At 42.2% G+C, this 14298-nt stretch carries 11 protein-coding genes; 4 read left to right on the top strand and 7 right to left on the bottom strand.

Annotated elements, in window-relative coordinates:
- Nucleotides 1-4 precede the first annotated feature (4 nt).
- Both L2730_RS12385 and hemH read left to right on the top strand, forming a co-directional pair.
- Entirely contained in the window at nucleotides 5-1117 is a 1113-nt protein-coding gene (locus L2730_RS12385) for a PilT/PilU family type 4a pilus ATPase (RefSeq protein ID WP_248974883.1), read from the top strand.
- A 208-nt stretch (nucleotides 1118-1325) separates the two neighbouring features.
- Nucleotides 1326-2336: a ferrochelatase gene (gene hemH, locus L2730_RS12380; protein WP_248974882.1), complete on the top strand. Its 1011-nt coding sequence runs from the start codon at nucleotides 1326-1328 to the stop codon at nucleotides 2334-2336.
- Nucleotides 2337-2421: 85 nt separating this feature from the next.
- Here hemH and L2730_RS12375 read toward each other — a convergent pair whose 3' ends face one another.
- From L2730_RS12375 to L2730_RS12355, 5 genes are all read right to left on the bottom strand, one after another.
- Complete coding sequence (locus tag L2730_RS12375) at nucleotides 2422-2811, bottom strand: DUF3192 domain-containing protein (protein ID WP_248974881.1); 390 nt, start codon at nucleotides 2809-2811, stop codon at nucleotides 2422-2424.
- 132 nt (nucleotides 2812-2943) lie between these two features.
- Nucleotides 2944-3708, bottom strand: a complete 765-nt coding sequence (xni, locus tag L2730_RS12370; RefSeq protein WP_248974880.1) for a flap endonuclease Xni — start codon at nucleotides 3706-3708, stop codon at nucleotides 2944-2946.
- Complete coding sequence (ppnN, locus tag L2730_RS12365; RefSeq protein ID WP_020913699.1) at nucleotides 3705-5057, bottom strand: nucleotide 5'-monophosphate nucleosidase PpnN; 1353 nt, start codon at nucleotides 5055-5057, stop codon at nucleotides 3705-3707. Before ppnN ends, xni begins: the two co-directional genes overlap by 4 nt.
- A 78-nt stretch (nucleotides 5058-5135) precedes the next feature.
- Nucleotides 5136-6692 carry a GGDEF domain-containing protein gene (locus tag L2730_RS12360; RefSeq protein WP_248974879.1) on the bottom strand — a complete coding sequence of 519 codons (1557 nt, stop codon included), beginning with the start codon at nucleotides 6690-6692 and terminating at the stop codon, nucleotides 5136-5138.
- Nucleotides 6693-6843: 151 nt separating this feature from the next.
- Entirely contained in the window at nucleotides 6844-9012 is a 2169-nt protein-coding gene (locus tag L2730_RS12355; protein WP_248974878.1) for a tetratricopeptide repeat protein, read from the bottom strand.
- A 129-nt stretch (nucleotides 9013-9141) separates the two neighbouring features.
- Between L2730_RS12355 and L2730_RS12350 the strand changes: the two genes are divergently transcribed.
- Entirely contained in the window at nucleotides 9142-10947 is a 1806-nt protein-coding gene (locus L2730_RS12350) for a M61 family metallopeptidase (protein WP_248974877.1), read from the top strand.
- 32 nt (nucleotides 10948-10979) lie between these two features.
- Here the strand turns inward: L2730_RS12350 and L2730_RS12345 are convergent, their stop codons facing one another.
- Complete coding sequence (locus tag L2730_RS12345; protein WP_248974876.1) at nucleotides 10980-11234, bottom strand: YfhL family 4Fe-4S dicluster ferredoxin; 255 nt, start codon at nucleotides 11232-11234, stop codon at nucleotides 10980-10982.
- A 56-nt stretch (nucleotides 11235-11290) separates the two neighbouring features.
- The gene (gene trhP / locus L2730_RS12340; RefSeq protein ID WP_248974875.1) at nucleotides 11291-12670 is read right to left on the bottom strand and encodes a prephenate-dependent tRNA uridine(34) hydroxylase TrhP; all 1380 of its coding nucleotides are present in this window, start codon (nucleotides 12668-12670) and stop codon (nucleotides 11291-11293) included.
- Nucleotides 12671-13316: 646 nt separating this feature from the next.
- On the opposite strand from trhP, the gene L2730_RS12335 reads away from it, so the two are divergent.
- Nucleotides 13317-14159: an HDOD domain-containing protein gene (locus L2730_RS12335; protein ID WP_248974874.1), complete on the top strand. Its 843-nt coding sequence runs from the start codon at nucleotides 13317-13319 to the stop codon at nucleotides 14157-14159.
- Nucleotides 14160-14298 lie beyond the last annotated feature (139 nt).

Here is a 14298-nt window from a genome sequence, read left to right as displayed (position 1 = left end):
ACTTATGGATGTTCGTCCTTTTTTAAAGGTGATGATAGATCGTAAAGCGTCAGACCTTTTCATCACTGCAGGGTTTCCACCTAGCGCTAAGATAGACGGTGAACTGCGCCCACTTAGTGAGAATGCATTTAACCCTGCACAAGCACTCGATTTTGTTGAGTCACTTATGACCGACGTGCAAAAACAGGAGTTTCATGAATCTCGTGAGTGTAACTTCGCATTTGCGGCTAAAGATTTAGGCCGGTTTCGTGTCAGTGCTTTTTGGCAAAGGGAGGCACCAGGTTGCGTAATGCGCCGTATTGAAACTCAAATCCCTGAAGTTGACGATTTAATGCTGCCGCCTATCTTGAAAGATTTAGTAATGAGTAAGCGTGGCTTAGTCATTATGGTTGGTGGCACGGGAACGGGTAAATCGACATCGCTGGCGGCACTGGTTGGCTACCGAAATGCCCATGCTCGCGGCCATATTCTGACCATCGAAGATCCCGTTGAATTTGTTCATGATCATCGACAGAGTATTATTACCCAGCGAGAAGTGGGCATTGATACTGAGTCTTTTGATGCAGCACTTAAGAGTTCACTGCGTCAAGCACCGGATGTCATCTTGATTGGTGAGATCCGTAGTCAGGAGACGATGGAGTTTGCCTTGTCGTTCGCTGAAACGGGTCACCTTTGCATGGCAACATTACACGCCAATAATGCTAACCAGGCGCTTGACCGTATTATGCACTTAGTGCCCGAGAGTAAGCATCATCAGTTATTGTTCGACTTGTCGCTTAACTTGCGTGGTATTGTGGCGCAACAACTTGTGCCTAAGAGCGATGGCACTGGGCGTCGAGCGGCAATTGAAGTATTGATTAACACCCCACGTGTAGCCAGTTTGATTGCTAAGAATGAGCTGCACTCGCTTAAAGAAACCATGTCAAAGTCGAACGAGCAGGGGATGCAAACATTCGATCAGGCACTATTAAAATTATATAGTGACGGCGAAATTAGCTATGCGGATGCGCTGCATCATGCTGATTCGCCAAATGATTTGAGATTAATGATCAAGTTGCAAGGCTCAGACGCTACCAGTACATCATCAATGGATGGTGTCACCCTTAACCTTGATTAGCATCAGTGTTTTAGGCTCTGCTAACTAGGGCTATTCATCTTTGGCTAAGGTCAAGCTGGCAATATACTGTATTGTCAGCTTTTTATTGTGAGAAATTGATCTTTTTATGTATCTGAGCGTAATAGAGGCTAAGGTACGCTAGGTATTAAAAGCTACTGCTATTCTTGTTTCGGTTATCTATTTCAATATTAAATTTTAAGGAGTTCTCTTGGCTAAGTTTTCTGGGTTATCCAAGGAAGAAGGGCACAAAAAACGCGGTAAAACAGGTGTGTTGCTAGTCAATTTGGGCACGCCGGACGAAGCGACTCCATCGTCGGTGAGACGCTACTTAGCAGAGTTTTTGGCAGACCCTCGTGTAGTTGAAATTCCAAAGTTAGTTTGGATGTTGATCCTTCATGGGATTATACTGCGGGTGAGGCCTGCTAAATCTGCAGCACTATATCAGCAAGTTTGGACTGAAGATGGTTCGCCATTAATGGACATCACTAAACGCCAAACAAAGAAGTTAGCTGAGCACTTTGAAGGCTCCGAGAATATTTCAGTGAAGTTTTGTATGCGTTATGGCCAGCCATCGGTGGCTTCAACGTTGAAAGAGATGCATCAAGAGGGGGTTGATAAGTTAGTGGTATTGCCGTTATACCCGCAGTACGCTGCACCGACAACGGCATCAGCATTTGATGCAATAGCTAAAGAGCTCATGAGCTGGCGTTATCTGCCTGCACTGCACTTTATCAACACCTATCATGACAACCCTGATTTTATAGATGCACTAGCTGCATCTATAACTAAAGATTTTGAGCTTAATGGACAGCCACAAAAGTTGGTGCTGTCTTATCATGGTATGCCTGAGCGTAACCTTCATCTTGGCGACCCCTATTATTGCTTCTGTAAGATCACTACTAAGCTGCTGGTTGAGAAACTTGGGCTAACTGAAGAGCAGTATATTACGACCTTCCAATCTCGTTTTGGTAAGGCAAAATGGTTGATGCCCTATACGGATGCAACCATGGAGTCTTTGCCGAATGACGGTATTACAGACATTGCTGTGGTATGTCCGGCGTTTAGTGCTGATTGCTTAGAAACATTGGAAGAGATCGCGGGTGAAAATAGGTTGATTTTTGAAGAGGCTGGCGGCAAACAGTTTAGGTATATCGCAGCATTGAATGACAATGATGACCATATTCAAATGATGGCTAATATTGTTAAACCTCATCTTTAACAAGCCGTTATACTAAACGGGCAAGCTCAATTGAGAGCTTGCCCGTTTTAACACTAGCAGTGAAATATGGTGCAACAGATTTATACTATAGGCTGTCTATTTGGCTGGTTAAATATTGCTGATAGGTGTCTTCACCCCATGCAACAAGATTTCCCTGTTTAAATAACAGAGGAGTGCATTCCTCTTTGGTGGTTTCACCATCAGATTCTTTATGATGCGTGCGGTAAAATAATATCTGCAAATTCTGTTGATTGGAGATCTTAGCTTCGCTGAAGTCTGCTTTACCAAACATCGCTTTTATTTCATCAATACTCTGCCCGATAGCTATTTCTGTCAGCTGGGCTCTATTGTAAGCTTGTCTATCTTCCCAATCCATTTCATCTGGAGTAGGGTCATAAGTGGCCATAATGACAGCGACGAAGGCAATGTAAGCAAAAAAGATTGAGCCTATGATTACGGGGACTTTGGATTTCATCTGTACTCGGGTTCCTTGCGAGGCAATTCCAATTACTGGCTACGATACTATGCAAACTCATCGTGGTAAACGCTAAATCACTAACTTTTTGTTAACAGTTGTAAGTGGTGTAACACTTGAATTCGGTATTCGTTACTGTGTTTTTGGCAGCCTAAATTGTTTAAGGTTAGCATTAAGTGGCATATCTAATTGAAGTTGAACAAGTTTATAGCTAAGCCTGGCTAAGTGCTTACCCTCTTCGAGTTTTTTGGCTTGTTTGGAACCTACTTGTTCGATAGAGCTGTAAATATTGGCAAGCGACCTAAATATCTTTAACAATTCAACGGCGGATTTTGGGCCAATGCCGGGCACGCCAGGGATCTTATTACCGCTATCACCAGCAAGTGCTAGATAATCAATAAACTGTTTATGTTCAACACCTAGCTTTTGCTCCATGGCTTCAACCGTCATATAGGTTTGGTTAAAGTGATCCCACTGCTTGATGTTTGGGTGATTTAACTGGCTGAAGCCTTTGTCGGTCGATACTATGATAGCTTCACCGCCAATACTGACGAGTTTAGTGGCTAAAGTGGCGATAACGTCATCAGCCTCAGAATCAGCTTCTAGTGAAGCGATATGGTGCTCGGCTAGATAGCGCTTGATATCGTTAAGGCCGTTAGCTAACGCTTCTGGCATCGGTTTGCGACCCTTCTTATAATCTTCGTATAACGCCTTACGCCAAGATAGCGCATTACCATCCCATACAATTGCCACATGGGATGGCTGGTGGAACTTTAGTAGCTTTTTACAAGCGCCATGAACTCGCTCTTTGAGCCCACTGATATCAGTTTCATTAGGTTGGGCGGCGTGGATGCGCCGCACTAAATTCATACCGTCTAGAATTAAAAATTTATTCATTTAATTACTTTGTAGCAGGGAACGTAAGCGCTTCCTGGTAACTTCATTCGTTGTTGTGAAACAAAAGCATTAAGGAGCTGATCCATTAATGCCATGAGTTTAGGCTCGCCTTTTAGCTCAAAGGGACCTTGTTCTTCAATTCTCTTGATGGTTTCCATTTTTACATTGCCCGCGACAATGCCGGAAAATGCTTTTCTTAGATTTGCCGCAAGCTCAGCTTTATTGGACTGTTCATGTAGATCTAAATTACTCATCACTTCGTGAGTCGGCTCAAAAGGTAGCTGAAATTCAGGTTCTATTTTTAATGACCACTGGTATTGGTAGGAGTCACCATTATCTTTACGAAATACCTTAATTTTTTCCATCGCTTCTTTTTGAATACGCGCCACTTCAGCAGGATTATCGATCACTATTTGATATTTGCTTTGCGCTTCAGGTCCGAGTGTTGCAGCAATGAACTCATCGATACGAAGGAAATACTCCTCACTCTCTTTTGGTCCAGTCAACACTAACGGGAAAGGGATATCTTGATTGTGCTTGTTCAGTAAAATGCCCAGCAAATAGAGCAATTCTTCAGCCGTGCCTGCACCGCCAGGGAAAATGATGATGCCATGTCCAAGTCTAACAAACGCCTCTAAACGTTTTTCAATATCAGGCAAGATAACCAGCTCATTTACGATCTGGTTTGGTGGCTCTGCCGCAATAATACTCGGTTCTGTTAAACCTATATATCTCGCATGATTAACCCGTTGTTTAGCGTGGCCAATAGCAGCCCCTTTCATCGGACCTTCCATAGCTCCGGGTCCACAGCCGGTACAGATGTCGAGCTTACGTAAACCGAGTTCGTAGCCGACTTCGCGAGTATATTGGTACTCAATGGCGTTGATGCTGTGACCACCCCAACAAACAACAATATTCGGATCGAACATTGGCATGGTTCTGGCGTTACGTAAAATATCAAATACAACGTTAGTGATGTGGTTGGCGTTGGTGAGGTTGATATGTTTTAAGTTCTCATATCTATCATAGATATAGACAATATCGCGTAAAACTGAAAATAGATGCTCTTGTATGCCGGCAATAATTTCCCCGTCAACGAAGGCTTCTAAAGGGGGATTCGTGAGCTCTATTTTTATGCCACGCTCTCGCCTTAACACATTAATGTTAAAATCAGAAAATCGGCTGAATAGGTCTTTAGCATTGTCGCTTTGCAAGCCAGAGGCTAGCACTGCAAGCGAACAGCTGCGATAGAGCTGGTAAAGCTCACTTTTAGCATTCTGTTTGAGACGGTCAACTTCGAGTTGTGAAAGCTGATCTAGGCTTCCTCGAGGACTAATTTTCACTATCATAGCAGCTCCTTAGCAGTGATAGTTTGGCTGTCCCTCAAAGATAGCTGGCGTTAAGAATGGGTAACGCCTGGGGAGAGCTTATGAGTCAATGATGACTCTATCTCTGCTTTGATGTTTGGCTTTATATAGCGCTGCGTCAGCTCGTTCAAAGGTTTCTGTAATGAGCTCGTTTTCAATAATTTGTGCTGCGCCTATAGATACTGTAACTGTAATTCTCTGATTTTTAAACTTAAAGGGAATACTTTTTACTTTTTCTCTAACTCTATTCAGCAAAGGTTTGATATCACTTTCGCTAACATCAGGTAGAAGAAATACAAATTCTTCACCGCCAAATCGCGAGACAAATTCAGTTTCTCTTAAAGAGTTTTTAAGAGCCATAGCAATGACTTGTAACGTTTTATCGCCTGTACTATGTCCAAAACTATCGTTAATAGATTTAAAGTGATCAATATCCGCGACAGCAACCCATAAAGGCTGTTTAGTGCGTTTATAGTTGCGGTATTCTATTTCCATACGTTCTTGCAAAGCAGCTCGGTTTGGCAATTGTGTCAAGGTATCGAGTAAGTTTAGCTTTTGCTGTTCAAATAGACGTTCTTTATAGTCCTCTGTTTCTTTACTCAGTTCGTTAAGCTCGCGGCGCAGTGCATCGACTGATTGTCTTAACTGGATCTGCTCTCTATTTTCTAAGGCTTCTTTACGGCTTAGTGCAGTTCGTAGCGCCAGTAACTGCTCTGTTACTTGGTTTTTCAAATGGTTGATGTCATTGATATTAGTCACAGAGCCATCGATATTATCTACTTGGCTGTTTATCTCGCCGTTGAGTTTCTTTGCAACTTGAAAACTTTTGACTGAATGGCTGTATGAATCGGTAACGACTTCTCGTACGTTGCTTAGAGCGCCGTTGAGTATGTAAAGGAACTCTTGAGACGCCGTTTTCTCTTTTGCGATATTATCGAGCAGTAGATTTAGAACGACTTGATAGGCGCTTAATAGTGTGTCGAGTTCAAACTCATCTGTTAACGATAACTTTATTGAAGAAATCTGCTCTTGTTGTTCTTTTCTAAATTCGATTTCCGACAACATTTGAGCCAGCTCTTGAGCTGATTGGCGATGTTTAGGTAATACTTCAAATTTGTCACCGAGCTTTAGCTGCTCGTTAAGGATCTCATTGTAGAAATATACAATTTTTTCAACTTTAGGAATGTAATCCCAATAGGTATGGAAAGGTTTTACTAGCTCTTTTTTAAAATAGGAGATCTCTTTCTTGAGCTTTACAGGAAGAGAATCAAGTCGCTGGATTTGGCTGATAATGCTGGATAAGGAGCCGCGGCTTTCTTCTAGTTGCTGCATTACCCGGCCATATTGTTGCTTCAATATGCCATCGACCTCTTCGAGATCTACTAGGGATTCATCTATTTGGTTAAAACGACTTAACTTGTGACGCAGTTTGGCGAGTTTGTTGTCCAGCTCAATATTTTGCCCTTTACACGCTATGCTTAATTGCGCGATAAATTGCAAAAGTAGTTGTAGCTTTTCATTGTAGTCTTCACTCATATCATCAAGGGCTTCCCTTGCTGAATACAGTTTTTGTTGTAATACACTTAGCTGAGACGTGCTGGCGACTGCGTCCTTCATTTAATTAGATTTTCCTTTATCAACACGTATAGGCTCAATTTGTAATTGCTTCATTAACAACTAAGGTCGTTGTGTTTGAAGGCTTAATGTATATTTATTTTAACAGTTGTTCCCTGTAACTTAAATGCAAATTGGCTTTACATGAGTTTGATTAATCTAACTCTGTGCTCAAGTTGACATTTTTATGACTTTTCCACCTTGGCCAAACAATATCACTCTTATGACCGTTGGTCTCTATTTTGATGATGCCACGTATTATACTTTTTTCAATATTGAGATATAGCGGCGGGACAAATATACCTGATGATGCAAATTTAAGCGGTTTTAATGTTACATAATAGTCTTGAACACTGCCAAGGGTTACAGCGGCCGATAGCATCATCTGCAGAACACCAAAATGCTGCTCTGCAGAAAGTTTAAGCGCTGGGTTGGTCAACAAAGGCAGGCTGACTAGTCCCATGTGTAAGCTCGTATCGCCATAGTTGTCACGTAAGCTATTTCTAACATTGTTTAATAGTGTCTCAGGGTTAACGTTAATATCGAAATTAAGTAGAAAAATTCCGGGGCGAATGAAGTAAATAATGCATCCTAAGTCATTAGACAGAGCGGTTAGCTGCTGCTTATTCATTTTTGTATTACATTCATACCCCTGAGCGAGATCAGAGTTAAGCTGATCCGTTAACGATATTAAAGCTAGTGTCTTAAAGGTATTGCCATAGTAGTTAAAGTCGCGGATAAAGGCGGCATGGTTAGCTGTCTGAGTTAACGGGTCTAAGAGGCTATTTTTTTCTTGTTCAACGGATTGTGCTCGTAAGGTTTTCTTAATACGCCATAGATACAGAGATAGCATTGTCATTAAGGATAATATTAACAAAGAGAGAATAAGGACCAGCTGACTGTTTGACAGCTCATCTTTTGTTTTTTGTAGATCTGTCTTAGTTTGGCTTTGTTCGAGTTTGATTTTTTGCAACTGAAATAATGTTTTTGCCTGATCTTCATCATTTGCTACATGGGTATCTTTGGCTTGTAGAGTCGATATTAGTTTAATATGTTGATAAGCCGTCTTGAAGTCACCAAGTTGTTCTAAAGCCATGGCGCTATAGTTTAATGCTTCGATATGCTCATCACTCAGTTTCATGTCATCGGCAATGTTGGCGGCTGAATTGGCGTACTTTAAAGCCAACTCCCATTCTGAGAGGCTGCTATAAACCTGGGCAAGCAATAGATGATTGTAAACTAGGTAATGATTGCTATTGCGCGATTCAAAGATTTCACTGGCACGTAGTAGATGTGATACCGCGTTTTTAGTGTCTTCTATTTTGTAATAAGCTTCGCCGAGATTATGAAAGTTCAATGCCTGGCCTATATAATTGCCGAGCTTCGCATCGATTTGCTGCGCATTTAAATAGTAGTCAATGGTTTTATACCACTGCCCTTGTTCAGCATAAATCATTGCCATGACAGTCATCGTTGAAGAAACATATGTTTCTTTGCCAAGGCGTTGATAAATATCGGAGGCGCCAGTAGCGTAAAGTATTGCATCATCCCAAGACTTCAGCTCTCGGTAAACCCGTGCAAGCTGAAGTTGTATATGAGCATCTTGGGTTGGGTTATCCTCTGCTTTAGTATGCTTAATGGCTTCAGAGTAATGTGATAGCGACTTACCAAACTGTGACTGTTTGTAATAGTATTTTCCAAGTACAGACTCCGCATGAGCACGCATATAGGGATCAGCTAACTCTAGCGCAACATTTCTTGAACTCATAAGATACTGCAGAGCGGGGTCTTTCTGTCGCAGCATCATATGGAGCACGCCTAAGTGCTCATAGATTGTGAAGAGTAATACTTGCTCATCTCTATTTCTAGTCGCAGGTAGCTCGTTAGCTGCTTGCTGATATAGTTCTATCGCGGTATGAAAATCTTGTTTGTTTTTACCTATATAACGGCCATTCAACATCAGTACATAACTGCTGTCAAAAGCATTTTTCGCTACTAAATCAAGCTGTTCAATGACTTTTCTGGCAGTTATATATCGCGCATTATCTTTAGATGACAGATCGAGTGATAACCTTGCTAGCAAACGTAATTCTTGCTTAATCTCTGCGACAGAAACACCTTTTTGAGCAGCAAACTGACGAAGTTCATTTTCATTGGTAAACTCAGGAATGATTGGTAAATTCTTATTGACTGATTGGCGTAGTTTATTTGGGAATTCTCTAAATTCACGTTCCGTTGTAACAGGATCTCGGCTTATCGCAAAAGCTGATTGGCACAGGGTAAATGATAATATGATGAAAAAGAGAGTGAACAAACTTCGCATGGGAGCATAATTCCTTGCTCTAAGCATCTGCTAAGGAGCTAAATATTTTTGTTATTTTAATTGGTGTAATTAAGCAAAATGTTATACTTTTCGGCTTAATTAAAACAATAATAACAGAAGGAAGCGAGAGTGAAACCAGTAGTCCCCCTAATATTAACTTTTAGCGCATTAATTTCTCCAGTAGCGATTGCAGACGTTGATTACTCGATAGATTTACTTAATCCTGAGCATCATTTAGCTAAAGTCGAAGTGAGCTTTCCTAAAACATCATCTGCAGCATTAGTGGTAAATCTTCCTGTTTGGCGAACAGGTAAGTATAAAGTGCTGCCTCTGGCTGACTCTGTAAGGCTTTTTACGGCTAAAGATGCAAGTGGAAGTCAGCTCCCATGGACAAGAACAGCTAGTGGAGAGTGGACGGTTGCACTTGATAAGCCAACGGCGGTGACGGTTTCTTATCAACTGTACGCCAATAAACTGGGTCAAAGAGTCAACCATATTGATGCCTCTCATGCATTCCTTGATGCGAGCGGCACATTTGTTTACAGCTCTGAATTTAGAGACGAACCTATCAATGTAAGTTTGTCAGTACCAGAGCAGTGGAATAGTTACTCTGGTATGGATAAAGGACAAACCGCGCATAGTTTTGCTGCTGCTAATTACGATATTTTGGTTGATTCTCCAATAGAAACTGGGATCAGCGAACATAGAGAATTTAAGGCTGACGGTAAGCAATATGAGTTGGTTATTTGGGGGGAAGGTAATTACGACATCGATAAGATGGTTGAAGATTTGAGCAAACTAAGTGGCCAAGCAGAGGTCATTTGGGACGACTATCCTTTCGAACGATATGTTTACATGGTACATGCAACCAGCGGTGCTCGTGGTGCCACTGAGCACTTGAACTCAACCATTATTCAGCGCCCGCGCTTTAGCTATCGCGATCGTAAAGATTATCTTGGTTTTATTAAGACAGCTTCCCATGAGTTTATTCATACTTGGAATGTCAAAGCTTACCGTCCACAAGGGTTAGTGCCTTATGACTACCAAGAGGAAGGGATTACACAATTGCTTTGGATAGCGGAAGGCTCTACCAGTTACTTTCAAAGCCAATTGTTACTCCGTGCTGGGGTAATAACCGCAAAAGAATTTTTTGAGGATTTAGCCAAAAGAGTCGCGCAAAGTGAGCAAACGCCAGGGCGTGAGATCCAATCAATTGCCAGTGCAAGCGCCAATCAATGGGCAAGTACTGGTGGCGATTATGCCGTAAACCACAGCACTAATATTTATTCTGAAGGCTATTTGACATCATTAGCGCTTGATTTTTCATTGCTAAATGAAACTAAGTTAAAGCATTCATATCGAGACGTTCATCGAGAGCTGTACCAATCGCATCGTATTCCAGCGGGCTATAGCATTGAAGACGTTAAGAGCATTCTGAAAAAAGTGTCTGGAACAAACTATGAAAACTGGTGGCAGCAACATGTTAATTCTCCGATAAGTTTAGACTTTGAATCTATGTTAGTCCAAGCTGGATTAACCGTAGGCTATGGCGAGGACGCTAAATCAGAGCCTTTTGTTGGGGTGACGCTAGCATCTGATAGTTTGATACTGTCACGCGTATTACGCAACGGGCCTGCATGGAATGCAGGTATCGTGCTTGGTGATGAAATCGTTGCAGTTAATGGATTAAAAGTGACTGCTGCAGGTTTTGACTCTCGTATAAAAGACTTTAAAGCTGGTGGAGAGATCACCTTGACTTTGTTTAGTAATGACAGACTAAAAGAGGTCAAATTGACACTAGGCGAACAGAAGAGCGGGAAAATGGCGATTAGTAGTGTTGCTAAGCCAAACCGTGCGCAGAAGGCATTCTTTAAAGCATGGTTAGGAGTTGATTGGCCGTTTGATAGCGATGGGAAGTTAACAAGCGTTGACTAACGATAAAAAGGCGCCTTTGGCGCCTTTTTACATCAAACAGTTTTACCTGTGATTATTTGATATTTAACTAACAACTCTTCATCAGATTCTTTGTTGTCTGGGTCGACGGCAATGCAATCGATAGGACAAACTGAAATACAAGTAGGCTTATCGTAATGGCCTTTACATTCAGTGCAAAGTAGCGGTTCAATCTCATAGATCTCCTCGCCCATGGTAATAGCTTCATTTGGACACTCTGGTTCACACATGTCGCAGTTAATGCAGCTGTCATCGATTAATAATGCCATTATTTACCTAATATCTTTACTAAGGCGCTCATTGTGCGCCTTTTGGTTTGGGCTGTTTACTTAGCGGCTGCGTCAGTCGCTTGATGTGGGTTACGGGTATCCTGACCTTGCGGTAAGTTACGCAGCAATACCGCCTTATCTAGCTCTACGCCAGCAGGAACGTCTAAGAAGACAAAGTGCCCTGAACCTAGGCCAGCTTCAACGTTTTGCCCTTTACGGTTGATTAAGCTATCAACATTGATGGTTAAGTTACCCTGCGGGGTCATTACTTCAACGCTATCGCCAACCAAGAACTTGTTCTTTACATCGACTTCAGCAAGGCCAGCTTCGTTACGTACACCGGTAAACTCGCCAACAAACTGCTGGGTATCGCTGATTGAGTAGCCGTAGTCATAATTTTGGTATTCATCATGTACATGACGGCGCAGGAAGCCTTCGGTATAACCGCGGTGTGCCAAACCTTCAAGGTTGTGCATTAATGTTCTATCAAAGTCTTTACCCGATGCGGCATCTTCAATCGCTTGGCGGTATAACTGCGCAGTACGGGCAACGTAATAGAAAGACTTAGTACGGCCTTCAATTTTCAGCGAGTCCACCCCCATTTTTGTCAGGCGGTCAACATGTTGAATAGCACGCAGATCTTTAGAGTTCATGATGTAAGTGCCGTGCTCATCTTCAAATGCTGGCATGTATTCACCTGGTCTGCCGGCTTCTTGTAATAGAACCACTTGGTCAGAAGGCTCACCAGCACCGAGTGTTGGCGTTTCAATTTGCACGTCTGGGTTAACGGCAATAATATCGCCGGTGTCAGTTTGCTTTGCTTCATGGACATCATATTTCCAACGGCAGGCGTTAGTGCAAGTGCCTTGGTTAGGATCGCGTTTGTTGATGTAACCAGAGAGTAAGCAGCGGCCTGAGTAAGCCATGCATAGCGCACCATGGACAAACACTTCCAGTTCAATGTCTGGACAGCGTTGGCGGATCTCTTCAATTTCATCAAGAGAAAGTTCACGAGATAGAATGACGCGTTTAATGCCCTGAGACTCCCAAAACTTAACCGAGGCCCAATTGATGGCGTTTGCTTGTACCGATAAATGCACTACTTGATCAGGGAAAGCTTCTCTGACCATCATGATAAGACCTGGATCAGACATAATCAGCGCATCTGGCTGCATAGCCACAACAGGCTCCATATCTTTGATATAGGTTTTTAGCTTGGCGTTATGCGGGGCAATATTACTCACTACATAAAGTTTCTTATCTAAGCTATGAGCTTCTTTAATGCCTGCCGCAAGGTTTTCCATTTTGAAGTCGTTATTACGTACGCGAAGACTGTATCTTGGCTGACCGGCGTAAACAGCATCAGCGCCATAGGCAAAGGCGTAACGCATATTTTTAAGTGTTCCGGCTGGGGACAGTAGCTCAGGTTTAAACATAATAACTTCTCTGTTAACGGATAAGGTTTAGGCAAACGGTCGCGCATTTTACTTAATGCAAGGGGACTAATGCAAGGCGCAGGTTTGCTTATATTAAGCGGTTATGTTGCTAAACAAGTTGTTTATCTTAAAATCTTGTGACGCCTGCATCAATTTTAGCTTAATTAATGCTCTTTTTTAGCCGCTATATAATTTAACTGCTTGAGTGTCTATCCATCTCACTGGATTCTGTATCTTCAGCTAGCATCGGTATAATACCAATCAGTATAAGAAGTTGAGCTACTCAGAGTGTATTTGGCAAGCTAATTCAAGGCGGATAAATGAAATAATGGTTATTCCCTTATGAGTTTATTCAACACAGAAGTAGCAAGCCAAAAACACTCCTACAGGCGAGTTTTAGCGGCTCTGATACTGCGTTAATGAACTTGAACGTAGAATAACTATGTTCTTCATTCATTGCCTTACTTCAAAGCCGCTAAACTCTCGCTGAGCGATCAAATCTTTATTTTGATTGGTATAAGTATTAACCCTGTGCTGGTCTTTTGCACGTTTCTATACTCTAACAGCATTGAAGCCTGCACTTTCAAGAGGCTTGGGTATATACTCGACCAGCCGCAAATTAATACGAATAATCTAGGGAGTAAAGATGTCAAAAGAGCATCAAGTATTAGTTGGTTTGTTGAGAAAGTTAAAGGCAGATTCATTAGTATTACCGACCTTGCCTGAGGTCGCTATGAGAGTACAGGAGGTCGTAGGTCGCGACGACACCAGCCTAAAAGATGTTGCCGATATTATTGGACAAGATCCCGCTATTTCGGCACGAATTATTCGAGTAGCAAATAGTGCTATATATTCACGTGGGATCCCAGCTGCTACCGTCAATGCTGCGATTAGTCGAATTGGGCTAGGGCAAATTAAGACGATAGTGACCTCCATTGCGATGGAGCAGCTATTTATTTCAACCAATGAGTTGGTATGGGAAGTGATGGACGAGGTATGGCGAACCTCAATTGATGTTACCTCCGCCGCGGTCGCTTTGTTGCAACTCTATAACCGCAAGCATCCTAACAGTGGACTAAACGCTGATACTCTGACACTTGCAGGCTTAGTGCATAATATTGGCGCTTTACCTGTATTGACTGAAGTCGAGGCTCACCCTGAGTTAGTTGAGGATGTTGAACAGTTACGTTTATTAGTGCGTAAACTGCAAGGCCCTATAGGTCGTGCGGTTGTAAAAAACTGGGCTTTTTCACCAAGTGTAATGGAAGTTGTTGAGCGTTGGGCAGATCTGTCTTACACCAGCGAAGAGGTGGGTTATCTTGACTTTATTCGTGCTGCCGCACTTTATACTGGTGAGCTACGTTCGGGTAATGAGTTAGAGGCTCGGTTGGCAGTCTTTAGCGCTAAAGCAATCCCTGTATCTCCTCCAGAGTTAGCAAGTGATGAATTTCTAGAGATTTACAACTCGATTAAAGCGAGTTATGAGTAAGCGACATATTAAAGGCTAGGCTATAGTTTAATACCAATTGCATTAAGTATTTGACCAGTTCAGAGCCCCTCAGCCTTTTCAATTCAAAGCGCATTGGTAAAGAAATGGTTATTCCCTTTTAAGCCAATGCAAAGCAGAA

The sequence above is a fragment of the Shewanella kaireitica genome (assembly GCF_023284045.1).
In the GTDB taxonomy this organism is placed as follows: domain Bacteria; phylum Pseudomonadota; class Gammaproteobacteria; order Enterobacterales; family Shewanellaceae; genus Shewanella; species Shewanella kaireitica.
Note: the sequence above shows the minus strand (reverse complement) of the source record. Positions and strands in the feature narration are given on the sequence as shown.